The organism is Synechococcus sp. H55.9 (genome assembly GCF_047462355.1).
In the GTDB taxonomy this organism is placed as follows: domain Bacteria; phylum Cyanobacteriota; class Cyanobacteriia; order Thermostichales; family Thermostichaceae; genus Thermostichus.
On sequence record NZ_JANSJB010000038.1, the window covers coordinates 1 to 21,934 of the forward strand.

The 21,934-nt window shown below is 61.2% G+C and carries 27 protein-coding genes and 1 pseudogene; 17 read left to right on the forward strand and 11 right to left on the reverse strand.

The genetic code is table 11. From position 1 onward, the window contains the following. The 3 genes from NW857_RS06630 to NW857_RS06640 form a co-directional block, all read right to left on the reverse strand. Positions 1-1,079, reverse strand: a 1,079-nt coding sequence (locus NW857_RS06630) for an MFS transporter (RefSeq protein ID WP_414368400.1), incomplete at its 3' end; no start/stop codon positions are given. An 81-nt stretch (positions 1,080-1,160) separates the two neighbouring features. Beyond that, positions 1,161-1,298 carry a hypothetical protein gene (locus NW857_RS06635; RefSeq protein WP_414338475.1) on the reverse strand — a complete coding sequence of 46 codons (138 nt, stop codon included), beginning with the start codon at positions 1,296-1,298 and terminating at the stop codon, positions 1,161-1,163. A gap of 356 nt (positions 1,299-1,654) precedes the next feature. Further along, the gene (locus NW857_RS06640) at positions 1,655-1,948 is read right to left on the reverse strand and encodes a hypothetical protein (RefSeq protein ID WP_414333001.1); all 294 of its coding nucleotides are present in this window, start codon (positions 1,946-1,948) and stop codon (positions 1,655-1,657) included. Between the two features lie 214 nt (positions 1,949-2,162). On the opposite strand from NW857_RS06640, the gene NW857_RS06645 reads away from it, so the two are divergent. The 3 genes from NW857_RS06645 to NW857_RS06655 all read left to right on the forward strand — a co-directional run bounded on the left by NW857_RS06645 (position 2,163) and on the right by NW857_RS06655 (position 4,290). Beyond that, entirely contained in the window at positions 2,163-2,405 is a 243-nt protein-coding gene (locus NW857_RS06645) for a Ycf34 family protein (protein ID WP_011434378.1), read from the forward strand. Between the two features lie 142 nt (positions 2,406-2,547). Next, complete coding sequence (gene hemF, locus NW857_RS06650; RefSeq protein ID WP_414333037.1) at positions 2,548-3,561, forward strand: oxygen-dependent coproporphyrinogen oxidase; 1,014 nt, start codon at positions 2,548-2,550, stop codon at positions 3,559-3,561. A 24-nt stretch (positions 3,562-3,585) separates the two neighbouring features. Continuing rightward, positions 3,586-4,290: an alpha/beta hydrolase gene (locus NW857_RS06655; RefSeq protein ID WP_414333000.1), complete on the forward strand. Its 705-nt coding sequence runs from the start codon at positions 3,586-3,588 to the stop codon at positions 4,288-4,290. 1 nt (position 4,291) lies between these two features. On the opposite strand, the gene NW857_RS06660 is transcribed toward NW857_RS06655, so the two are convergent. The 4 genes from NW857_RS06660 to thrC form a co-directional block, all read right to left on the reverse strand. Continuing rightward, positions 4,292-4,879 carry a DNA-3-methyladenine glycosylase gene (locus tag NW857_RS06660; protein ID WP_414332999.1) on the reverse strand — a complete coding sequence of 196 codons (588 nt, stop codon included), beginning with the start codon at positions 4,877-4,879 and terminating at the stop codon, positions 4,292-4,294. A gap of 17 nt (positions 4,880-4,896) precedes the next feature. Next, a complete protein-coding gene (locus NW857_RS06665; RefSeq protein WP_414332997.1) occupies positions 4,897-5,172 on the reverse strand; it encodes a ubiquitin-like small modifier protein 1 in 276 nt (91 codons plus the stop codon). Positions 5,173-5,208: 36 nt separating this feature from the next. After that, positions 5,209-5,733 carry a fasciclin domain-containing protein gene (locus NW857_RS06670; RefSeq protein WP_414368402.1) on the reverse strand — a complete coding sequence of 175 codons (525 nt, stop codon included), beginning with the start codon at positions 5,731-5,733 and terminating at the stop codon, positions 5,209-5,211. 93 nt (positions 5,734-5,826) lie between these two features. Next, the gene (gene thrC / locus NW857_RS06675) at positions 5,827-7,167 is read right to left on the reverse strand and encodes a threonine synthase (protein WP_414368403.1); all 1,341 of its coding nucleotides are present in this window, start codon (positions 7,165-7,167) and stop codon (positions 5,827-5,829) included. Positions 7,168-7,474: 307 nt separating this feature from the next. On the opposite strand from thrC, the gene mnmG reads away from it, so the two are divergent. Further along, entirely contained in the window at positions 7,475-9,409 is a 1,935-nt protein-coding gene (mnmG, locus tag NW857_RS06680; protein ID WP_414332992.1) for a tRNA uridine-5-carboxymethylaminomethyl(34) synthesis enzyme MnmG, read from the forward strand. Here the strand turns inward: mnmG and tsaD are convergent. Further along, positions 9,370-10,467, reverse strand: a complete 1,098-nt coding sequence (gene tsaD / locus NW857_RS06685; protein WP_414332990.1) for a tRNA (adenosine(37)-N6)-threonylcarbamoyltransferase complex transferase subunit TsaD — start codon at positions 10,465-10,467, stop codon at positions 9,370-9,372. The genes mnmG and tsaD overlap by 40 nt on opposite strands. A gap of 191 nt (positions 10,468-10,658) precedes the next feature. Between tsaD and NW857_RS06690 the strand changes: the two genes are divergently transcribed. The 3 genes from NW857_RS06690 (at position 10,659) to NW857_RS06700 (ending at position 11,963) form a co-directional block, all read left to right on the forward strand. Beyond that, a complete protein-coding gene (locus NW857_RS06690) occupies positions 10,659-11,204 on the forward strand; it encodes a Photosystem I reaction center subunit III (RefSeq protein WP_414332988.1) in 546 nt (181 codons plus the stop codon). Positions 11,205-11,273: 69 nt separating this feature from the next. Next, entirely contained in the window at positions 11,274-11,393 is a 120-nt protein-coding gene (locus NW857_RS06695; protein ID WP_011434365.1) for a photosystem I reaction center subunit IX, read from the forward strand. Positions 11,394-11,492: 99 nt separating this feature from the next. Further along, positions 11,493-11,963, forward strand: a complete 471-nt coding sequence (locus tag NW857_RS06700; RefSeq protein ID WP_414332986.1) for a photosystem I reaction center protein subunit XI — start codon at positions 11,493-11,495, stop codon at positions 11,961-11,963. Between the two features lie 12 nt (positions 11,964-11,975). Here NW857_RS06700 and NW857_RS06705 read toward each other — a convergent pair whose 3' ends face one another. Continuing rightward, positions 11,976-12,155 carry a hypothetical protein gene (locus NW857_RS06705; protein ID WP_414338463.1) on the reverse strand — a complete coding sequence of 60 codons (180 nt, stop codon included), beginning with the start codon at positions 12,153-12,155 and terminating at the stop codon, positions 11,976-11,978. A gap of 376 nt (positions 12,156-12,531) precedes the next feature. Here NW857_RS06705 and NW857_RS06710 point away from each other — a divergent pair, with 376 nt between their 5' ends. The 9 genes from NW857_RS06710 to NW857_RS06750 all read left to right on the forward strand — a co-directional run bounded on the left by NW857_RS06710 (position 12,532) and on the right by NW857_RS06750 (position 20,268). Further along, a complete protein-coding gene (locus tag NW857_RS06710) occupies positions 12,532-12,921 on the forward strand; it encodes a ribonuclease III domain-containing protein (RefSeq protein WP_414332983.1) in 390 nt (129 codons plus the stop codon). A 230-nt stretch (positions 12,922-13,151) separates the two neighbouring features. Then, on the forward strand, positions 13,152-14,039 hold the full coding sequence (gene rlmB, locus NW857_RS06715) for a 23S rRNA (guanosine(2251)-2'-O)-methyltransferase RlmB (RefSeq protein WP_414368405.1): 888 nt from the start codon (positions 13,152-13,154) through the stop codon (positions 14,037-14,039). 49 nt (positions 14,040-14,088) lie between these two features. Then, positions 14,089-14,346 carry a DUF1816 domain-containing protein gene (locus tag NW857_RS06720; protein WP_414332979.1) on the forward strand — a complete coding sequence of 86 codons (258 nt, stop codon included), beginning with the start codon at positions 14,089-14,091 and terminating at the stop codon, positions 14,344-14,346. Then, the gene (locus NW857_RS06725; protein ID WP_414332977.1) at positions 14,346-14,663 is read left to right on the forward strand and encodes a 2Fe-2S iron-sulfur cluster-binding protein; all 318 of its coding nucleotides are present in this window, start codon (positions 14,346-14,348) and stop codon (positions 14,661-14,663) included. Before NW857_RS06720 ends, NW857_RS06725 begins: the two co-directional genes overlap by 1 nt. Positions 14,664-14,724: 61 nt before the next feature. Next, positions 14,725-14,931, forward strand: a complete 207-nt coding sequence (locus tag NW857_RS06730) for a hypothetical protein (RefSeq protein WP_414332976.1) — start codon at positions 14,725-14,727, stop codon at positions 14,929-14,931. Positions 14,932-15,282: 351 nt separating this feature from the next. Beyond that, positions 15,283-16,113 (forward strand): bifunctional hydroxymethylpyrimidine kinase/phosphomethylpyrimidine kinase, encoded by an 831-nt coding sequence (gene thiD / locus NW857_RS06735; protein WP_414332974.1) that lies wholly within the window; start codon positions 15,283-15,285, stop codon positions 16,111-16,113. Between the two features lie 23 nt (positions 16,114-16,136). Next, positions 16,137-16,694 (forward strand): GDYXXLXY domain-containing protein, encoded by a 558-nt coding sequence (locus tag NW857_RS06740; protein WP_414332972.1) that lies wholly within the window; start codon positions 16,137-16,139, stop codon positions 16,692-16,694. A 169-nt stretch (positions 16,695-16,863) separates the two neighbouring features. After that, positions 16,864-18,018, forward strand: coding sequence for a peptidase C39 family protein (locus NW857_RS06745; protein WP_414368406.1), 1,155 nt, complete (start codon positions 16,864-16,866; stop codon positions 18,016-18,018). 354 nt (positions 18,019-18,372) lie between these two features. Beyond that, a complete protein-coding gene (locus tag NW857_RS06750) occupies positions 18,373-20,268 on the forward strand; it encodes a hypothetical protein (RefSeq protein WP_414368408.1) in 1,896 nt (631 codons plus the stop codon). Positions 20,269-20,295: 27 nt separating this feature from the next. On the opposite strand, the gene NW857_RS06755 is transcribed toward NW857_RS06750, so the two are convergent. Next, on the reverse strand, positions 20,296-20,733 hold the full coding sequence (locus NW857_RS06755; protein ID WP_414332969.1) for a hypothetical protein: 438 nt from the start codon (positions 20,731-20,733) through the stop codon (positions 20,296-20,298). A 179-nt stretch (positions 20,734-20,912) separates the two neighbouring features. On the opposite strand from NW857_RS06755, the gene NW857_RS06760 reads away from it, so the two are divergent. Beyond that, entirely contained in the window at positions 20,913-21,440 is a 528-nt protein-coding gene (locus tag NW857_RS06760; protein WP_414338447.1) for an adenine phosphoribosyltransferase, read from the forward strand. Positions 21,441-21,629: 189 nt separating this feature from the next. On the opposite strand, the pseudogene NW857_RS06765 reads toward NW857_RS06760, so the two are convergent. Beyond that, a pseudogene (locus NW857_RS06765) lies at positions 21,630-21,934 on the reverse strand (hypothetical protein); the annotation flags it as partial.

The following is a 21,934-nucleotide window of genomic DNA, read 5'->3' on the forward strand; positions in this document are numbered from 1 at the left end:
CCTGCCGCCCAACAGAGGGAGTTGACCGACAGATACACCCCCCGCAAGTGATCCGGCGCCAAATCCGCCACCAAAGCAGAGGCCGAGGGGTTATAGCTCACCAACGCCAACGAGAGCACCACCAGAGCCAAGGCCGCCACCCCCAAAGCCGGCCCGGTTCCCAGCCCTGCCGCCAGGCCGCTGAGCCAAACCAGGAGAAATCCCACCCCCCACATTAGGGCGGATCCCTGCAACCCTTGGACGCGCGTGCGGCGGTTTAGCCAACGGGCCACCGGCATCTGCAGCAGAGCAATCAGAGCCCCATGTAAGGCAAACAGAATGCCGATTTGCACCTCTGGGATCCCTACCCGATTGCGGAAGTAGAGGGGCATGCTGCTGCTGAGCTGAGCGATGTAAGTGGTGAACAGGATATTCGACAGGCCAAACACCAAGAGAGAGCGATCCCCAAGGGCGGTTTTCCAACCTGCTAACACAGGCTCTGTCGCCGAACAGGTGGCCCGGGTTTCCCGGATGAAAAACCAGAGCACCGCCAAAAAGATTAGAAAAGTAACACCATCGATTACAAACAAGAGCCGATAGGCCCCCGTCAGAGCCACCAGCGTGCTGGCCATAGCCACCCCAAGGCTGAGACCCAGGCTATCCCCCAGGCGGTTGAGAGCGTAGGCTTCGTTGCGCTGCTCGCGCGTGGTTAGATCCGCTACAATCGCTTCTGCAGGCGGCCAGTATAACCCTTGCCCCAAACCTGCCGCCACGTTGGCCAAGGCAAAACTCCAGAACTCGTAGGAGAGCGCAAACCCAAAGGATCCCACGGCAGAAATAGACAGCGAGAGGATCAACGTGGAGCGGCGCCCCCAAGAACCATCGGCCATCGAGCCGCCCAGGATGCGGCCAAACACCCCGGCAAAAGCCATAACGCCCAGCCCCAAGCCCACTTGGGTGGCGGTCAGCCCTACCCGATTGACAAAAAAGAGGGTGGCATAAAACAGGGTAAAGCCGGTTCCGGTTTGGGAAAGCAGCCGACCGATGAAGATCAGCCAGACCTGAAAACTGAGCTTCGGCCACCAGGAAGGGATCCGCATAGGGGCTGTAACGGAGGACAAATTACCTAGGCTACGGGATCCCGCTTGCCGACGCCAGCGCCCGGGTAGATCAGGCCCAGCCTAATCTCCATTGCGAGAACGCCCCTCCTGCAGAGAGCCAACAGACAGGGCAATCAATTCCCCCAAATTCAAATACTCGCTCAACAGCCGCGCCAACCTGTACACTCGGTAGTCGAGCTGCGCCAAGCTATTGTCCATCACCTTCGTCACTACAGCACACCCATCTTCCTGAACTGACTTGCAGCCCTCTCCTAAGCCATCCTCAGCCGGCTCGCCTCTGCAAGCAAGGCAGCAAGACCAGCCAAGAGGTCAAACGGTACAGCTTCTTACCACGTCATCTCCCTCAGCCAAGGTAGATCCATCCCTTGCATAGATTAGGATCCTGCTTGGCTGCAGAACTCTCCTGAAGGTGGAAAAAGCTGTCAGGCCTGCCGACTCAATTATAGACAAAATCTGACGGAGTTTAAACAAGTATTAAGCAGAAAGCCCCGCTGGCCACCGAAACGGCTGGCCAACCTGCGGCATCCTTAGCGCCGGAAGGGGCCCACTGGCTGCTAGCCGACGGCCATCCGCGACTTGGCTGCCACAGCTCGCTCTTCCTCTGCCTCAGGGGGAACGGCCACAAACTCGATGTGGTTGAGCAGGGTGGTCACAAAGGCGAAGAGCAAAAAAGGCAGGGAAATGACCAAAATCAGGGCGATGGTGAGAAAGGCATAGAGGGGGCTATTCATCAGGGAGAGGGCAGCGCCCAGGCTGGCAAAGATGACAATCAACCAAATGATGATCTGGCCGTAAATATCTCCAAAGGAGAGGGTGCAGGTGAAGCGGTAGCGGGTGTGGGTGTTCATGGCAATTCCTTGGGATAGCCTGGATAGTTCGATCCTAGAGGCAGATCCAGCCTCAGCCTGAGAAGTATGTCGAGATTCTAGATGAGAGACGAGGAGATGCCTCTGTTTGCTAAGAAATATCTCAAGAGCCGGCTGAGAAAGAGGGGATCCCCTGTCTAGAAAAGGGCCGGATGCTACTCTCGAGATCGGGAACCGTCTCTTGCAGGCAGCAACCATGTGTATTTGTATTCACTGCTACTACGTAGACCGCTGCACCACCTACCATGCCGTGGAAGCGCAGCATCAGCAGCCCCACCTCACCCTGACGCCGGATTTTGAGCCGCAAGGCCCCCAGATCAATGTCAATATCCGCAACGGCGGCACGGAGATGGAATGGGATGTGGTGGGCTGCCAGAGCTTTCGCGAGGAACGGAACAAATGGGCGCGGCTCCGTCCCTACGAGGCGGTTCCCACGTAAGATCCCAGAATGGCCTGGACCTAAGCTGCGCACTGTACCGTCCAGGGGCGGTCAGAGCTCTTGGGTTCGGCTGCCCCAGCTTGAGAGGGTTTGTTGGGACTGGGGATGTTTTTGGCAAGTTGCGAGAGATAGGAAGACGATGATGCTGGCCTCAAGCCCGACAGCGCTGCCGGTGGACGCCCGCCAACAGGTGAGCCGGTTCATGCAGCGCCTACAGGATGACATCTGTGCCCGTCTGGAAGCCCTGGATGGCAAAGCCAAGTTTCGCGAAGACCGTTGGGAACGCCCTGGCGGAGGGGGTGGGCGCTCGCGGGTCATCCAGCAGGGAGACGTATTTGAGCAGGGGGGGGTCAATTTTTCCGAGGTGTTCGGATCCCATCTGCCCCCCTCGATTCTGAAACAGCGCCCAGAAGCGGCAGGGCATTCTTTCTATGCCACCGGCACTTCCATGGTGCTGCACCCCCGTAACCCTTACGTGCCGACGGTTCACCTGAACTATCGCTATTTCGAGGCGGGGCCGGTTTGGTGGTTTGGGGGCGGCATGGATCTCACCCCCTATTACCTGTTTGAGGAGGATGCGGCCCATTTTCACCGCACCATCAAGGCGGCCTGTGACCGCTTGGATCCCGCCTACTACCCGGCTTTCAAGATCTGGTGCGACCGCTACTTTTTCCTGCCCCACCGGGGTGAGGCCCGCGGCGTTGGCGGCATTTTCTTCGACTATCAGGATGAGCGCCCCGGCCTCCTTTACCGTCCTGAGGGTCAGGCAGAAGGGGATCCCGACCAGCTTGCGACTGAACCGCCACCGCTGCAAGTGCGGGTGGGATGCCGCAGTTGGGAGCATCTTTTTGAGCTGGTGCAAGCCTGTGGTGAGGCCTTTTTGCCGGCCTATGTGCCCATTGTGGAGCGGCGCCAGGGAATGGAATGGGGGGAGCAGGAGCGACAATTCCAGCTCTATCGGCGCGGGCGCTATGTGGAGTTTAACCTGGTCTACGACCGGGGCACGATCTTCGGGCTCCAGACCCAAGGCCGCACCGAGTCGATCCTGATGTCGCTGCCGCCGTTGGTGCGCTGGGAATACGGCTACGAGCCGCAGCCGGGCACCTGGGAAGCCAAGCTCTACCAGGTTCTGCGGCACCCCCAGGATTGGGCATAGTTTCCCCGTCGGGAGGATGTCTGTGTGTCTCCCCCTTTGCCCCTCGCCTACCGCTTTCAGCCCCCCCGCCAAGCCGGCCTGGGATCCGCACCTGTGTTGGTGATGCTGCACGGGATCGGCAGCCACGAGGGGGACTTGTTCCAGTTGGCTCCCTATCTGGATCCCCGGTTTGCGGTGATCAGCTTGAGAGCCCCCATTGCTTGGGGTGTAGGCGGGTTTGCCTGGTTTGAAATGGCCTGGACGCCGGAAGGGCTGGTGGGGGATCCGCAGCAGGCACGCGATAGCCTCCAGCTCCTGAGCCGCTTTCTGGAGCAGGTGTTGCCGGATGGGCTCCCGGATCTTTCTAATCTTGCTTTGGATCCAGGCCAGGTGTATTTGCTGGGGTTTAGCCAGGGGGCGATCATGAGCCTGTATTTGGCTCTGACCCAGCCGGAGAAGCTGGCAGGGGTGGTGGCGATGAGTGGGCGCCTATCTCCAGAGATCCTGGCCGAGGCGGTGGAGCCGGAGCGGATGAAACACCTGGCCATCTTGGCGGTTCATGGCACTGCCGATGCCGTTTTGCCGATTGCTTTTGGCCGCCAGATCCGGGACTATTTCGCCCCGTTGCCGCTGAACTTCACCTATCGCGAGTACGAGATGGGCCATGAAGTTGCTCCGGAGAGCCTGCGGGATATTCAGACGTGGTTGCAAAACCGGTTGGATAGAAGAGATTCGCCAATGAAAGCGTGACCTAATAGCGCGACACCGTCGGATGATCCTTAATGTACCAGCGCCAGGGGAGCTCGGCCCCATGGGTAATGCCAATGCGGGTGGTCTGGACGATGGGCAACTGTGCTTCCCAAGCGGGGGATCCCTCTAGCCAAATGCCTTCCTGGCCGGCTTCCGCCCGCTCCAGCCGCCAGCCGTTGTGGGATCCGTCGATGCGCAACGCCTGACAGAGCAGGCCCGGCCCTGACGCCACCCGTGCAGGCTTCGAGCGCTTACTGGCCGGGATCCACTCCGGCAGGCAATCCAACTGGGCTGCCCGGATCAAAACTGCCGAGGGGATCCCTTCCGCGTCGGTGACGATGTTCAAGCAGTGGTAGAGGCCGTAGATGCGATAGACGTAGAGATGGCCCGGCGGCCCGAACATCACCTGATTGCGCCGGGTCTTGCGGCGATAGGCGTGGCAAGCCGGATCTCCGGCGGTGTAGGCTTCCGTTTCCACGATCTGGGCCCGCACCTGCAGCCCATCGGCAAATTGCCGCACCAGCACCATGCCCAGCAAAGCAGGCGCCACCAGCGGCGCCGGCTGGCTTAACCAATCCCTGGGATCCACGGCAGGCTCGGCAGGCCTCAGCCCCCGGCAACAGCAGGGACGATGCTCACCTCATCCCCATCCTGAAGAGGGGTGTCGGAGCCGTTGAGGAAACGAATATCTTCGCTGTTGACATAAAAATTGACAAAGCGGCGCAATTCCCCCTTCTCGTCGCACAGCCGCGCCTTGATGCCCGGATAGCTCTGCTCCAAGGCCTCCAGCAACTCCCGAACTGTGGATCCCTCGCAATTCACCACCTCCTGATCCCGGGTGAGTGCCCGCAGCGTGGTGGGAATCAACACCTTGACCGCCATAAGCCAATGCTTCGTCCATCGACCAACATTAGAAGACTAGGGTAGCAGCACCCCGTCAATGCCGTGAATCACCCCGTTCGAGACCGGAATATCCGCCAGGTTCACGTTGGCCCCGTTGACCCGGATGCTGCCATCGGATCCCACCTGCACCCGCAGCGGCAGCCCTGCCAAGGTGGTCAGAGTAGTCGATTGGCCGGGCCGCAGGTCAAAGGAGGTAATCCGCCCCGGCACCACATGATAGGTGAGGATGCGGGTGAGCTGATCCCGGTTGGCCGGCTGCAACAACGTCTCTACGGTGCCCGGCGGCAGTTGGCCAAAAGCTACATTGGAAGGGGCAAAGATCGTAAATGGCCCCGGCCCCGCCAACGCCGTGTTCAGCCCCGCCGCCCGCAAAGCCGCCGCCAACGTCGAGTAGCTGCTGGGCAAAGTTTCCAGCTCAACGGCAATGGTGTTCAGCCCCTGGGGCCGAGCCGTGGGAACCCAAGCAAGAGGGGTCAACACCGCTACCGCCACCGGCAGGCAGCGACGCGCAAAGTGACGGACAGAACGAAAGATAGGCATGGTGCAAAGCTCCTGAGCAAGTGGGCCTGTACCAGGGATCGTAACAGTTCTTCATTAAGACTCCGTTAAGAGCCCAGGGGGATCCCCCTCGCTTCAAACCGAGGCCTCTTGCCAGTCCAGCCGCTCCAGGGTGCGGGCCCGCTCCAACGCCTGTTCAAAGCTCTCCAGCTTGGGCGAGATCAGCAGCGGATGGCCCACCTGCGCCTGTACTGCCTCCTGGGTCTTCAAGCCGTTGCCGGTAATATAGGCAACCGTAACCGCCTCAGGATCGAGCTGGCCGGCTTCGGCCAGGTGTTTGAGCACGGCGATGGTGGTGCCGCCGGCGGTCTCGGTGAAGATGCCCTCGGTCTCGGCCAGGAGCTTGATGCCAGCGATGATCTCGGGATCCGTGGCCGTCGCGATCTGGCCGCCGGTCTTGCGGGCGATCTCCAGGGCGTAGATGCCGTCGGCAGGGTTGCCGATGGCAATCGACTTGGCGATGGTATTGGGCTTAACAGGAGTAACAAAATCCCGTCCTTCGCGAAAGGCCTGGGCAATGGGTGCACAGCCCTGGGCCTGGGCGCCGTGGAAGGTAACCGGCTTCTCCGCCACCAGCCCCACCTTCACAAACTCCTGGAAACCTTTGTAAATCTTGGTGTACAGGGATCCGGACGCCAGCGGGATCACCACCTGATCCGGCAGTTGCCACCCCAGTTGCTCCACCACTTCGTAAGCCAGGGTTTTCGAGCCTTCTGCGTAGTAGGGGCGCAGGTTGATGTTGACAAAGCCCCAGCCGTAGCGATCGGCCACCTCGGCGCAGAGGCGATTGACCTGGTCGTAGTTGCCCTCCACCGCCATGACGATGGGGTTGTAGATGAGGGATCCCAGCACCTTACCCGCTTCTAAGTCCGCCGGGATGAAGATGGTGCAGTCCAGGCCGGCGTGGGCGGCGATGGCGGCGGTGGAGTTGGCCAAGTTGCCCGTGCTGGCGCAGGAAACGGTGGTAAAACCCAGCTCCTTGGCGCGGGTCAGGGCCACCGACACCACCCGATCCTTAAAGCTGAGGGTGGGCATGTTGACGGCGTCATTTTTGATGTAGAGGTTTTTCAACCCCAACCGCCGGCCCAGCCGCTCCGCCTTCACCAGAGGCGTCATGCCGGTGCCCACATCGATGGGCCGCTCCGAAACCACCGGCAGAAAAGGCCGATAGCGCCAGATGGACAGCGGCCCGGCCTGGATGCTCTGCCGGCTGACGGCGCCCTTGAGCCAGTCGTAGTCGTAGACCACTTCCAGGGGGCCAAAACACAGGTCGCACACGTGCTTAGCCACCGGCTCGTACTCAGCCCCACATTCGCGGCAGCGCAAGCGGCTGAAGCCCACCTGGGGGTTGCGCAGGGCAGGAGCCGCCGGGGCAGCGGCAGGCACGAGCGGGCGTTGGGAAAGGGTTTGCGTCATAGGGAGCCTCAGGCAGGAGAAAGGGCTGGATCTTGTTTACCCATCGTCGGGGGCCATCTTATCACCCCCGATCTATCCCGTCAACCAAACCCGACTAAAATAGTCTGGATTAGATTCGACTGGGGAGAGCGGGATCCTGGCCGGTTTGGGCAACCTCGGGGCGGCAAACTGGTGGGGGTCTGGCCAAGGAGCCTTTTCCTCTTGCCGAGATGTGGGGATAGCCCTCTATCCATCGCTAGACTGGAGAAACAAGCTGTAACAACCCAATTGGGATAGGGGATCCCGGTAGCCAGCAAGGGGCAATCCGATGCTCAAAGTTGGACGAGACAACGTGGATTTTCTCGACCACTACGACGTGATCGTGGTGGGTGGGGGGCATTCCGGCTGTGAAGCGGCCTTGGCGGCAGCACGCTTGGGCTGCAATACCTTGATGCTGACGTTGAACCTGGACAAGATTGCCTGGCAGCCCTGTAACCCCGCCGTGGGCGGCCCGGCCAAGTCGCAACTGGTGCACGAAATCGACGCCCTTGGCGGCGAGATGGGCAAGGTTACCGACCGCACCTATTTGCAAAAGCGGGTGCTCAACCGCTCGCGGGGGCCGGCGGTGTGGGCCTTGCGGGCGCAAACCGACAAACGCGAGTACGCGCGGGTGATGCGCTCGGTGGTGGAAAACCAACCCAACCTGACCCTTCGCGAGGGCACCGTCACCGACCTGGTGCTGGGGCGCAACGATGAGGTGGTGGGCGTGGTTACCCACTTTGGCAGTGTCCTCGGCTGTGGGGCGGTGATCTTGACCACGGGCACCTTTCTGGGGGGGCGCATCTGGATTGGCCGCCACTGGCAACCTGCCGGTAGGGCGGGGGAATTTGCCGTCGAAGGCCTGACCGACACCCTGCGCCAACTGGGCTTTGAGACGGGCCGGCTGAAAACCGGCACCCCTGCCCGTGTGGATCGCCGCAGCGTCGATTTTTCCGTGATGGAGCGGCAACCAGGGGATCCCGACGTGCGCTGGTTTAGCTTCGACCCGGAGGTGTGGGTGCCGCGGGAGCAGATGGACTGCTACCTCACCCGCACCACGCCGGAGACCCATCGCATCATCCGCGAAAATCTCCACGAGACCCCGGTCTACGGCGGTTGGGTGGAGGCTAAGGGGCCCCGCTACTGCCCCAGCATCGAAGACAAGATCGTCCGTTTCGCCGACAAGGAAAGCCATCAAATTTTCATCGAGCCGGAAGGGCGGGATCTGCCGGAGCTCTACATCCAGGGGTTCTCGACGGGGATGCCGGAGAAAATCCAGATCCAGATGTTGCGCTCCTTGCCTGGCCTGGAGCGGTGCGTGATGCTGCGGCCTGCCTACGCCGTGGAATACGACTATCTGCCGGCTACCCAGCTCTACCCCACCCTAATGACCAAAAAAGTGCAGGGGCTGTTCTGCGCCGGCCAAATTAACGGCACCACCGGCTACGAGGAGGCGGCAGCCCAGGGGCTCATAGCCGGGATCAATGCCGCCCGCCTGGTGCAGGGCAAGCCGCTGGTGACGCTGCCGCGCGAGTCCAGCTACATCGGCACCCTCATCGACGACCTCTGCACCAAAGAGCTGCGGGAGCCCTACCGCATGCTCACCAGCCGCTCCGAATACCGTCTTATCCTGCGCGCCGACAATGCCGACCAACGCCTCACCCCCCTGGGGCGGGAATGGGGCCTCATCGACGACCGCCGCTGGTCTCTTTTCCAGGCCAAGCAAGCCCGCATTGCCGCCGAGATCGAGCGCCTGGAAACCCAGCGGGTTAAGGCCCACGACCCCGCCGGGATCCACCTCAGCCAATTGACCGGCCAGGGGATCAAAGGATCCGCCACGCTGGCCGAGATCCTGCGCCGCAACCCGATCCACTACGCCGACCTGCTGGAGCTGGGCTTGGGCAATGAGGAGCTGGATCCCTTTGAGCAGGAGGCAGCAGAAATTGCCGTCAAATACAGCGGCTACATCCAGCGGCAGCAGAACCAAATTGAGCAGGTGAGCAAGCAGTACCACCGCCCCCTGCCCCCCGATCTGGACTACCACTCCATCCCCACCCTCTCCAAAGAGTCGCGGGAGAAACTGGCGGCCGTCCGACCCCTGACGGTGGGCCAGGCCGCTCGCATTGGCGGCGTCAACCCCGCCGACATCAACGCCCTGCTCATCTACCTCGAGGTGCGGCAACGTCAGAGGGCAACGGCAGAACCCGTTAGCACCTCGCGGTAATCTCTGCCCCCCTTGCCGTAGAGGGCAGGGATCTCTTCCAGGGGCAGGCGCGAAGCTACGCCCAGATCCAGGGGTGAGATCTCTCCCCGCAGCCAGTGGCAGAGGCCGGCTGCCCCGATCATGGCGGCGTTGTCGGTACAGAGGGCAACAGGCGGGATGATCACCCGCAGGCCCTTGGGTCGGCCCGCTTCCAGCAGGCGAGCTCGCAGCTCCCGGTTGGCGGCCACCCCCCCTGTAACCAGCAGGGTTGAGAGGCCCAGCGCCTCGGCACAGGCCACCGCTTTTTCGGTCAGCACGCGGGTGAGGCAGGCCTGGAAGCTGGCAGCAATATCGGCCACGGGCAGTTCCCGGCCTTCCTGCTGCAACTGTTGCACCAGGCGCAGCACCGCCGTCTTAAGGCCGCTGAAGCTGGTGTCGTAGGGGTGATCCAGCTTGCCCGCGGGCAGGGGGAAGCGGTTGGGATCCCCTTGTTGCGCCCAGCGGTCGATCGGCGGCCCGCCCGGATAGCCCAGCCCCAACAGCCGCGCCACCTTGTCAAAGGCTTCGCCGGCAGCATCGTCACGGGTGCGGCCCATCGTCTGGTACTCCCCATAGTCCTTCATCCAGATCAAGCTGGTGTGGCCCCCTGAAACCAAAAGGCAGAGACAAGGGGGACGCAAGTCGGGCTCGGTCAAAAAGCCGCTGAACAGGTGGCCCTCCAGATGGTGCACCCCGATCAAAGGTTTGTTGTAGAGCAGGGCCAAGGTCTTGGCCCCCATCAGCCCCACCAGCAGGGATCCCACCAGGCCCGGCGCACAGGTGACGGCAACAGCATCCACCTCGGCCACGCCCAGCCCGGCCTGGTGCAGCGCGGACTCCAGCACAAAGGGCAGAGTTTCCACGTGGCGGCGGGAGGCCACCTCCGGCACCACGCCCCCATAGGCCGCATGAAGGTCAATCTGGCTGGCCACCACAGAGCTGAGCTGCCGCGGGGCAAACCCCGGCCAGGCCGCATCTGCCTCCACCACAGCCACAGCCGTTTCATCACAACTGGTTTCGATGGCGAGGACGCGGGCCATGGGAGAGCAAGTGGGGGAAAAGGGGTGGGAACGCTTCAGGATCCTTAAGAATTGTGTGAGCTAAAACTCGGGATCCGTCGAGGTGAGGCGCTCGGGAGTATGATACTAACCGTTTAGTGCCTGTTTCTGCACTTAGCATTCCTGCACATTTAGACAGATCCTAGACCCCTAGCTCAAGGACACATCCTGCTATGCGAACCCTTTTGAGTTTCCTTTTGGCCCTCTGCATCGCGCTTGGCCTTGCCCAATCTGTGCAGGCAGAACCCTTGATCGGTCTGAAGCCTTGCAGCGAAGTTCCCGCTTTTCAGGCCCTGATGAACGAACGCCTGAGCAGCCTCGAAGAGAAGATCCTCAACGCCAGCCCTGACCTGGCTCCTCTCTACCAGCAAAAGCTGGCCCAAACTGAGAAGCGCTTTGAACGCTACAGCAAGCTGCTCTGCGGCGAAGAGGGCCTGCCCCACTTGGTTACAGATGGTCGATTGAATCATGCGGGCGAGTTTCTCATCCCCGGCCTGCTTTTCCTCTACATTGCCGGTTGGTTGGGCTGGGCCGGACGCTCCTACCTGATTGCAGTTCGAGATGAGGAGAGCCCGGAGATGAAAGAAAGCCTAATCGATGTAGCGCTGGCGCTGCGCTGTTTCCTCACGGCTCTGGTTTGGCCCGCGGCTGCTTTGAAGGAAATTGCCAGCGGCGAAATTCAGGAGCCAGAAGCTGCTGTGCCCATCTCGCCCCGCTGAGGAACCTCAGCCCGGCCTTCCTTAACTCGATTATCGGTTCATTATCTGTTCAACTCTTGAGAGGCATCTATGGCTGATTTCACCAAGTTTCTCACCACTGCTCCGGTGGCCTTTATCCTGTTTTCCAGCTTCGTTTTTGCCCTGTTTATCGAGATCAATCGCTTCTTCCCGGACATTTTGACGTTCTGAGTGGAAGCAGGGGATCCCCGCCACGACCCGTGCCCGGCGGGATCCCTGCTTTTTTGAGCTTTTTTCCATCTCTTTTGAACCGGACACAGAGTTGCTGAAATGGTCGAACCCAATGCCGATCCCGCTCCGTTGAATATGAATAGGGGATACGTCACCGTCCCCGAAGGAGATCCGCAGATTGGCGATCTCTGGACGCCGATCAACCACGCGTCTGTTGTCCGTCTGTTGATAGACTGGTTGCCCATCAACCGACCGGGATTGAGCTCCATTTGGCGGGGCTTGGAAATCGGCATGGCCCACGGCTATTGGCTGGTCGGCCCCTTTACCAAGCTGGGGCCGCTGCGCAACGAGTCCATCGGTCTGCTGAGCGGCTTTCTGGGAGCCTGTGGCCTGATCTTAATCCTGACGGCAGCCCTCTCTCTCTACGGCACTGTCTCCTCGCAGCGCAACGGGGGATCCCAGTCTTGGAGCGAATTGGCGGCCGGCTTTTTGATAGGGGGGATGGGCGGGGCGATTGTCGCCTATCTGCTTTTGCTCAACGGAGATCTGTTATTCCCCAATTTCGGCTAAGCGGTTTCCTCTCTAGTCCATCCCCTCATCTGCGACGTCTTTGAGGGACTCTTCAGCCGTCTGTTGAGCAGCAGCTTCGGCCAGTTCGGCTTTACTTTCCAGCTTTTCGCGTTGATCGCCGGCCAGCTCGCCCACTGCTTCCTGGATTTGGCTCTTCTTGAGGGAGGGAGTCACTTGCTTGTCAAGGCTCATAGCGTCAGACCCTTGCCGGTACCGCTTGGTTTGTCATGGTTGTTCTAAGCACGATTAAGACACTTTGCCTCTCTCACAAGGGGAGAGGGGAGCTGGAGATCAACGGACAGGCTGTTTCATACCCTTTGCAATGACCATAACCAGCGCTTTTTCTTCCCCAGCTTCGTGATCCAAATCACTTACAGAAGCGGGGGTTCAGGGCGACAGGGAGACTGGCAGCATGGCGGAAACTTGCCCTAGCATGGACTGGATCGGCCCGGATTGAGTCTTGAATTTGTCATGAGCCGACAGCAGCGGTTCTGGATATTTTTTCAACGAATAGTTGTTGTAAGCTGTTGTGAGCGATCTGCTGTCCGACCCCACTGCTGAAAGATCTTTGGCCGAAATCCGTCGCCTATCGCCCGCAGCCTTGGCCTACTTGGGAGATGCCATTTATGAACTGCATGTGCGGCGGCAACGGTTGTTTCCGCCGGATCGGCTGGAGCGCTATCACCAGCAGGTGGTGAGGCGGGTGCGCGGCTCGGCACAGGCCAAGTTGTTGTTGGCGCTGTTGCCCCATCTCAACCCCGAAGAGCAGGAGATCGTCCGCTGGGGTCGCAATGGCTGCGGTCGCCCACCCCGGCATCTGCCTCTGGCCGATTACCAAAACGCCAGCGGCCTGGAAACCGTTCTGGGCTATCTCTACCTGGTCAATCCCGAACGACTTCGCCATGTCCTCGCCCTCACCGATGTTTTGGCTGAGACCCTGGGCGAGGAGGAAGGCTAGGATAGTCTTTCGTCTTTACCTCTTCCACGCCCATGCCCAAGCCTTCTCAGCGCAAACCTGCTCTACGGCTGTCTCGCTCGGGCAAACTGCAACGGCGAGGAGCAGGGCAATCCGTCGGCAAGCGGGGACAGTGGCCCAAACGCCGAGATGGGGGGCCCAAGCTTGTCACTCAAGAGGCTCCCCGCCGCAACGCACAACGGCAGTCGCCTCAAGGCCAGGTGGATTCTCAATTGACAGGCAAACTGGATCCCGGCCTTCCCATTGACGGGACAGGGGTCTTGCCGGAAGAAGCCCAGCCTCAGGCCGAGTTGGAGCAAGAGATTATCTACGGCCGCCAGACGGTACTGGCTGCTCTGAGAAGTCAAGCTACCCTCAACCGAGTTTGGATCCTGCCAAAGTTGCGCTACAGCCCGCCCTTTTTCTCTCTGCTGGAAGCAGCCAAAGGGCGGGGCACCGTTATCGATGAGGTATCTCCACAACGGCTGAACGCCCTCACGGCTGGTGCCAATCACCAGGGTATCGCCGCCCAGGCCACGCCTTATCAGTACATGGATCTGGAGGATTTGGTGGAAAAAAGCCGTCAGGCCGGCCCCCATCCGGTGCTGGTGGTGCTAGACGGGATCCAAGATCCCCACAACCTGGGGGCTATCGCCCGCAGCGTGGAAGCGTTTGGTATGCAGGGGATGGTGATCCCCCAACGGCGGGCGGCAGGGGTAACCGCGACGGTGATGAAGGTGGCGGCAGGAGCCCTCTCCACCTTGCCGGTGGCGCGGGTGGTGAACTTGAATCGCGCTCTAGAATATCTTAAAGAGCAGGGGTTTTGGGTCTACGGCACCACCAGCCAAGGGGCTCCCCCCGTCTACGGCGCCGATTTTCGCCGTCCCATCGCCTTGGTGGTGGGATCGGAAGGGGAAGGGATCAGCCTGCTCACCCAGCGCCACTGCGATCAACTGCTGTCGATCCCCTTGGCGGGCCGCACGGAAAGTTTGAATGCTTCGGTGGCAGCGGGCATCGCCCTCTATGAGATTCACCGGCAGCGCTCCCCCCACCAGCTCAAACGCGCCGAGGTCGAAACATTTCTCAACAAATCGTCAACAAAAGCAGTAGAATCTAGTTGATGATTGCCAAAGATCCCGAACGATCTTTGGCACTTGTGAATAGGGGGGGATGGATCCCGTGAGCAACTCTTTAACCAGTCTGTTGGATAGGCTGCTTGGCTTATCGGTTTGGATCGAGATCACCACCGACGACTGCACCTACTACTACGGCCCCTTTGCCAGCGAGAGAGAGGCAGAGGCGCATAAGAGTCACTACATCGCCGACCTGGAGGCGGAGGGGGTCAAAAGGATCGAGGCTCAGGTGAAGAAAATGCGCCAGCCGCAGTCGCTGACGGTGGCCCGCACTCCTTCGCGGGTGGGTTCCTAATGGCGGCTATGGTTTATCAAGTAACTGTCCATCACCGGGGCCAGACCTACCGCTTCCCCGCCGCGGCGGATCAGACGGTTTTACAGGCGGCTCTGGAGCACGGCCTGGAGCTACCTTCCTCTTGTCAGGCGGGAGTTTGCACCACCTGTGCAGGGCGGCTGAAGTCGGGATCCGTGACCCAGGTGGATGCAATGGGGATCGGGCCGGAACTCAGGGCTCAGGGCTTTGTCCTGCTGTGCGTAGCTTACCCTACCTCTGATCTGGAGGTGGAGACCGATCAAGAGGAAGAGGTTTACCGTTTACAATTTGGCTCCTAGCCGTGCCGGATCCCACGCCTGCTTCTACGCCAGTTTATTGTGGGATGGTTTTCGACAGCCTGTGAAGCTGCATTTTCTCCGCCTGTCTTTGCCCCTGAGTTGGCCGGTTTCTGCTTCTCAACTGGAGGGATCCCTTCTCCAGCAAGTGGCCGAGGAGTTGGGGCGGCCAGCCTCCCTACTGCGCTGGAGCCTGACGGCGGTGGAGGGGGAGAGGGCTTGGGTGGAGGTGGTGGCTACCACCGCGGATGGCTCTCCAGATCTAGGCTAGAACAGCCCACTCCTATGGCTATTTCAAACCCGATTCAGACACTCCCTCACCCCCAACCCCTCTCCCAGAGGGAGAGGGGAGTTAGAGCGGCGGGTTCGTGACAGCGTTGCGTAGCAATAACGACGTGACGAACCCATTTGATATTTGAAATGACTATGGTTGGCTTCTTGACGGGCGTCTGGAAGCGTTTTCCCAATACCTCAGCGGTCTCAGACTATCGGGAACCAACAGTTTCACTGCTACGTTGAAAAGATGATCGATATCGATTGATGGAAATGACTATCGGTACCCTCGGCAGTTTTTGTCGTTTGGCCAATGTCTGTCCCCACATCTGAACCAACTCCGGCTCCAATGTTGGCCGAGCAGCATCCCCCTGTCGCCCTCACCATCGCTGGATCCGACAGCGGTGGCGGAGCGGGCATTCAAGCAGATCTGCGTACCTTTGCCTTCCAGCGCGTACACGGCACTTCCGCTCTGACCTGCGTGACCGCCCAGAATACCCTGGGGGTTACCCGGGTGGATCCCCTGCCGCCGGAGGCAGTGGCTGCCCAGATTGAGGCGGTGGTGCAGGACATCGGGGTGCAAGGGATCAAAACCGGCATGTTGCTCAACGCCGAGATCGTGGGGGAGGTGGCCCGGCAGGTGGAGCGCTGGGCGTTGCGGCCGCTGGTGGTGGATCCGGTGATGGTGTCTCGCACGGGAGCTAAGTTATTGGCCGATGAGGCCATTCAGGCCATCTGCGAGCGGCTGATCCCCTTGGCTCAGGTGCTGACCCCCAACCGCTACGAGGCCCAGATTTTGGCAGGGCTGGAGCTGCAGTCGCTGGCAGATATGGAGGCGGCGGCCCGGCGGATCCGCAATTTGGGCTGTGGGGCGGTGCTGGTCAAAGGTGGGGGCATGCCGGGGGAGTTGCAGGGGGTGGATGTGTGGTTCGATGGCGAGCGGCTGGAAGTGCTGAAAACGGAGCGGATCCCCACCCGCCATACCCACGGCACCGGTTGTACCCTCTCGGCGGCCATTGCGGCGCAACTGGCCTGGGGCAAGGATCCCTTGGCGGCTACGCTGGCGGCCAAAGCCTATGTAACAGAAGCGCTGCGGCATCCCTTGGCCATTGGCGCGGGGCAGGGGCCGGTGGGACACTTCTACCCGCTTTTGTCCGAGGTCGACAAACCTGTGCCATAAGAGAGAAGTCGCTCCCTCTGGCTATGTCGAATCTTTTTAAGAAGGGATCCCTGCCCCAATGGCGGTTTTGGCTGGCCCTGCTGCTGCAACTGGGCATTGTTCTGCTGATACCGGCTCGGCAGGCGCTGACCCTCGCCACCGGAACTACGATCTACTTGCAAACGGCCCCTCTGGATCCCTATGACCTCTTGCGGGGCCGGTACGTGACCTTGGGTTACGTCGTCGATCGCCGCTCCACCCTGGAACAACTGCCGGGTTGGTCATCTGAATTGGACAGACCAGGGATCCTGTATCTGCGCTTAGCTCCCTCCGGCGGGGATCCAACTCAACCTTGGCAAGCCATCGGTGTCAGCCGGGACATGCCCAAAGACGTGAAGCCTGAAGAGAAAGTGCTGCGAGGCCGGTTTGACGGGTGGCGGCTCAAGTTTGGCATCGAAGAATTTTTTATTCCCGAAGCGGTGGGAGATGTCCTGGAAGAGGATATTCGGCGTTATCCCGAAGCCACGCGGGCAGAAGTGAAAGTGGATCCCTGGGGCAAGGCAGCGTTGATTGGCCTCTGGGTAAGAGAGCGCCGCTACTAAATGCCCTTTTGCAGAGTCATTGTGTCCGGCTTTTAATGGGGGCAAGCCGACCATGCGGGTTGCAGAAGGCCAGAGCGGTTGGCAAGGGCTGTTTGGGCTGGTCAGCGCGGCTGTACTGCTCCTGCCCGCGTTGGCCCAGCCGGCTCCAATTTCTCCAGGACTCTTGCTGATGCAAACCCAGACCCACTCCACCTATCGCACCGGATTGCAGCGCTGGCAGGCCCCCCAAGGTTTTCAGGACTGGTCAGCCCGCGGGATCCGGCTGAACCCCCAAGGGCAATTGTTCTTGGATCCAGAGGGCTGGCGGCAAGCAGTCAGCTCTGAAGCACCTGAGTCGGCGTTTCAGGGCCGGCCTTTTTATCCCCCCGGCAGCTATTGGGTGGGAGAAGCCGTCAGCCCGGAAGTTCCCGCCAGCTTTCCTCTGGTGGAGGCGATCGTCTCCTGGAATGCCACCACGCCCCCCGGCACCTGGTTGGAAGTGGGGATCCGGGCCAAGCTTGCGGGGCGCTGGACGAAGTGGTACCACGCTGGGGTGTGGGCCGCCGATCCGGCCACCCTGGCCAGCCACTCCGTGCGCGGGCAGGCAGATGAGGACGGCAACCTAAACACGGATTTGTTGGTGCTCAAGGATACCCACAACGGGGCAGAGGCTTTTCAGGTCAGGGTGCGCCTATTCACACAAGAGGCGGGCCGCTCTCCCCTGGTGGATCAGGTGGCGGTTGCCTTTTCCAACCAGCCGGCCCAGCCCAGCCACCTCTCCCCTGGGGATCCCAGCCGCTGGGGCCAGGTCTTGGATCTGCCCTTGTGTTCCCAGATGGTGTACCCCGACGGGGGAGCAGCTTGGTGCAGCCCCACCGCTTTGGCCATGGTGATGGCCTACTGGCAGCGGGATCCCCGCCCCTGTGAGCCGTTGGTGCGCGCCGCGGTGGCTGGGGTATACGACCGGGTTTACCGAGGCCACGGCAACTGGGCCTTCAATGTGGCCCATGCCGCCGAGCGAGGTTTGGCCGGCCTGGTGGCACGGCTGCAGAGCCTGGCCCAGGCAGAAGCCTGGATCGCAGCAGGGGTGCCAGTAATCCTCAGCTATGCCTGGGGTGAGGGAGAGCTGGAGGGGGCGCCGCTCCCCCGCAGCAACGGCCATCTGGCGGTGCTGGTGGGGTTCGATAGCCAAGGGGATCCCATCCTCCACGATCCGGCGGCCAAGACCAACGAAGAAGTTCGCCGCACCTACCGCCGCGACCAGCTAGAGTCTTTGTGGTTGGCACACTCCGGGGGTACTGTCTATTTGATTTATCCGCGGGACTGGCCGATCCCAGAGCTATAAGTCTAACGACCGTCGCTCACCCTGCCAGATGCTTCTGCTTGAAGAGGCTGGGATCCCGATCTGGACACTTGAGCAGACAAACGCAGACACAACTTGGCAAGCACCCAACTGCCATCTGGCTTTTCGGCGGGGATTTGAGTAAGGATGTAAAGAGTGAGGAGTGTAACTCACCTGTGGGTGAGGGCAGTTGGTTATGAATAGAAATGCAGTTCAGGGCCTGAGGCATTGGCCGGGCTGGCTCCTGCAGCAGGGAAGGTGCTGGGCAGTTTTCGCCAGCTCGTACGCTGAGGAAGACAGATATGGAGGTTTGGGTTCCCGCCATTTCCCAGTTTGGGGGAGAGGATAAGCTGCATCATGCCACGACGGGTTTCCCCTGCACCGCTATCTCTGCCGGCGCTGAGTGCCCTGGTGCTGGCCCTCTCGGCCTGCGGCGAGCTTTCTTCCTCTAATTTGTCTCCCAGCGTCGTTCCCCCTTCTGCCCTGCAGCCGGTTTCCACTCCAACTCCCCTCACCCCCTCCGCCTTTGCCCTCACGCTCGAACAGGCCCGCCAAGCGGGTCTGGCGGTGCCCAACAATCGCATCGTTTTGCTGCTCCAGGAACAGGGATCCGATCTGGTGGCCCAGCTCCCGGCTTCAGAGGTGGATCGCTGGCTGGCCCGCACCCCCACCTGGCCAGGAGTGGAAGGGATCGACTTGAGCATTACCCTGGGCAGCTATCGCCAGACCGCCACCGCGCCCCTGCGCCCAGGGCAACCGGCCACCTTCACCTTTACCAACCCGCCCGCCGGCGAAGCGGAGCTCAGCGCCGTCGCCTACCGGGGATCCACCACCTTGGCGCAAGGAAAGGGATCCCTGACCCTTTCTGCCCGCTCTGGGGGCTCTGGCGGGGCCAATCGCCGCCTGGCCATGTTGGTGCTCTCCGAGGTGGGGGTGCCGCTGCTGCACACGGGCTCGGGGGTGCCGGCGCCTGGCCAGCCGCTGCTGTTGTCGGGAGAAAATCTGGAGCGGGCAGAAACGGTTTTGTTTGCTTCAGCCGCCAATCCCGAGCGCCTCCTGAGGGGGGAGATCCGCTCCCGCAGCGGTGACCGTCTGGCGGTGATGCCGCCTTCTTCTCTTTCCGGCTCCGTTTGGGTCGCTGTTGCCGATGCTGCAGGGCAGGGGCTGGGTACACTGGTCTATGATTGGCCTGTGGCGACTCCCGCCCCCACTCCCACTGCTCCGGCAGCGTCGGCTTGGGTGGTGGAAACCTTGTTGGATGGCCGCACGGCGCCTGCAGCAGATCCGTCAGGCAACACCGGCAGCGAGTCCAGAATCTACCTACAGCAGATCGGGGGCATTGCCGTGGATCCAGAGGGCTCCCTCTACTTAGCCGACCCAGCTCAGCACCGGATTTTCCGGCTTTCTCCAGAGGGGGAATTGGAAGTTTGGGCCGGCACAGGCCAAGCAGGCCGCCGCGACGGAGCAGCCGACCAAGCTGAGTTCGACTCCCCACAGGGGCTGCTCTGGGATCCCAAAGGGGGATTGTGGGTGGCCGACAGCGGCAACCACTGCCTACGCCACATCAGCCCTCAGCGGCAGGTAACCACCTTTGCCGGCACTTGTGTAGCCGGCTACCGCGATGGGGAGCGTGACCAGGCGCAGTTTCGCGAGCCCTTTGGCCTGGCCTCGGGTTCAGATGGTAGCGTTTACGTGGCCGACCGTGCCGACCGCCGCATCCGCCGCATCACCCCTGCAGGTGAGGTGGCCACGGTTGCCGGCACCGGCCAGCCGGGATCCGCCGATGGCCCGGCAGAGCGGGCCCAGCTCCTGCAGCCCACGGCCCTGGCGGTGGACAGGGAAGGGAATCTCTGGATTGCCGATCAGCATCGCCTGCGCCTGTTGTCTGTTGCCGGACAACTGACCACCCAATCGGATCCAGAGGCGGGCTACCGCGATGGCCCCCTGGCGGAATCCCGTTTTCGCTCTCTCGCCGGGCTGGCCTTCGATAGTTCAGGCGTCCTCTGGCTGGCCGACCGAGATAACCAGCGCATTCGGCGGCTTCAGCCTGGGGGACAAGTTTCCACCCTGGCCGGACAGAATGAGCCTGGTTGGCAGGACGGCCCCACCTCGGCGGCCCGCTTCCAGCAGCCTGCCGGCTTGGTGGTCTTACCGGATGGCAGTGTGGTGGTGGTGGACCCTGGCTTGCCGGGCTTGCGTCGCATAAGCCGTGTCGCCTCTGGGCGCGCTACCCCAACTCCTGTAGGCCCTTGACCCGTCGCCGTCTGGGGGATCCCTTACTCACTCAATCACCAGATTTTTCGGGCCGGCGTTCACCTCGGGGCGACCCTGATTGAAGTTGGCCAGGAACGTGTCTGGATCCTTGAGGCTGAAGACCAGCTTTTTGCAGGGTACTTGCAGACCCAGCGGCCCCAGCAGAGGGATGAAGAGGGTCTTTTCCTGCAGCAGCGGGATGGCAACCACCCCCTGGGTGCTGGTTACCGCGCCCACCAGCCCCTGGAAATCGGTACGCACGCCCAGGCCGTAGAACCAGGGCCAAGAGAAGCGCTCCCCTTGTCCCAACTCACTCAGGGAGAAGGTTTCGTTGAACAGGTTGCCCGCCCGGACAATTAACTTGTCCTGCAGCAGATCGACGTAAGCCGACTCACTGCCCACCCCAAACAGAGCCAGCGGCAAACTTGCCAGGGGATTGGAGTCGATGGCCATGTAATAGCGCATGAGAAGTCTCCGAGGTCAGGAACAGAAAGACCAGGTAAGCCGCGGCTCCTAGCCCTGCCAATTATAAAAAATCTTCCCCGCTGCCGAACGGACAAAAAGGGATCCCATCTGCCCTTAAGCTAAGCAGGTATGATGGGTTGCGTGCTTTCTGCAAGCCGCTGGCCAACGAGGAAAACAGGATGGATTTGCGCGCCTTCATCCGCTTGGTGCCCGATTTTCCCAAACCCGGGATCCTCTTTCGGGATATGACACCCCTGCTGCAGGATCCAGCAGGCTTCCGGGCTGCTATTGAACAATTGGCCGCCGGCACCGCTGCCATGGGATCCCTGGACTATGTGGTGGGCATCGAGTCGCGCGGCTTTATTTTAGGAGCTGCCTTGGCTCAGCATCTGGGTTTGGGATTTGTCCCGGTTCGCAAGCCGGGCAAGTTGCCGCCGCCGGTGCTCAGCCAAATCTACAGCCTGGAATACGGCCAAGACCAGCTGCAACTCCATGCCCACGCCCTGCGCCCCGGCAACCGAGTGGTGATCGTAGATGATGTCATCGCCAGCGGGGGCACCGCCGCCGCCACCGCCCAATTGGTGGCCCAGAGCGGGGCTGAGGTGGGGGGGTTTGCCTTCTTGATCGAGCTGGCTTTCTTGTCGGGCCGCAAGCTCCTGCCCCCTGAGATCCCCACCCATGTGGTGATGGTGGACGAATCCAACTGAACTCCCAAACAGAACGAGGAAATTCTTCTGGATCCCTGTGGGCAGGAAGTTGGGCCTGGATGCGCGGTTCTACACCCCTCATCTTGGGCTGCAGATAGCAGGGCGACGGCCTTGCTATGCTTCCCATCTCCCCTCTCCCTTTGGGAGAGGGGCTGGGGATGAGGGCACCAGAGCGCTTTGTAGGCAACCTCACCGCAGGTGTAGCGGCTGGCGGACGCCCACCTCTGGTGCTTTGGCTTTGGGCAGAGGTTGGGTCAGGTGGCTGAGCTGAGCTTGCGCCTGCAGTTGTTCCTCAATCCAGTCGGCTAGCTCCCGCATGTAGAGGGCCACATGAATTGCCTGGTCGCGCCGCAGCGGCTCCACCCCTTTTGCAGCCAGGCGGGCCAAGATAACCGGATCGCTCAGCTCTTCCAGGGCGGCAAAGTCTTCCGGCCGGTCAAACCCCAGCTCTGCCATCTTCTCAAACACATATCCCAGCCGCAGGCCCGTGGTCT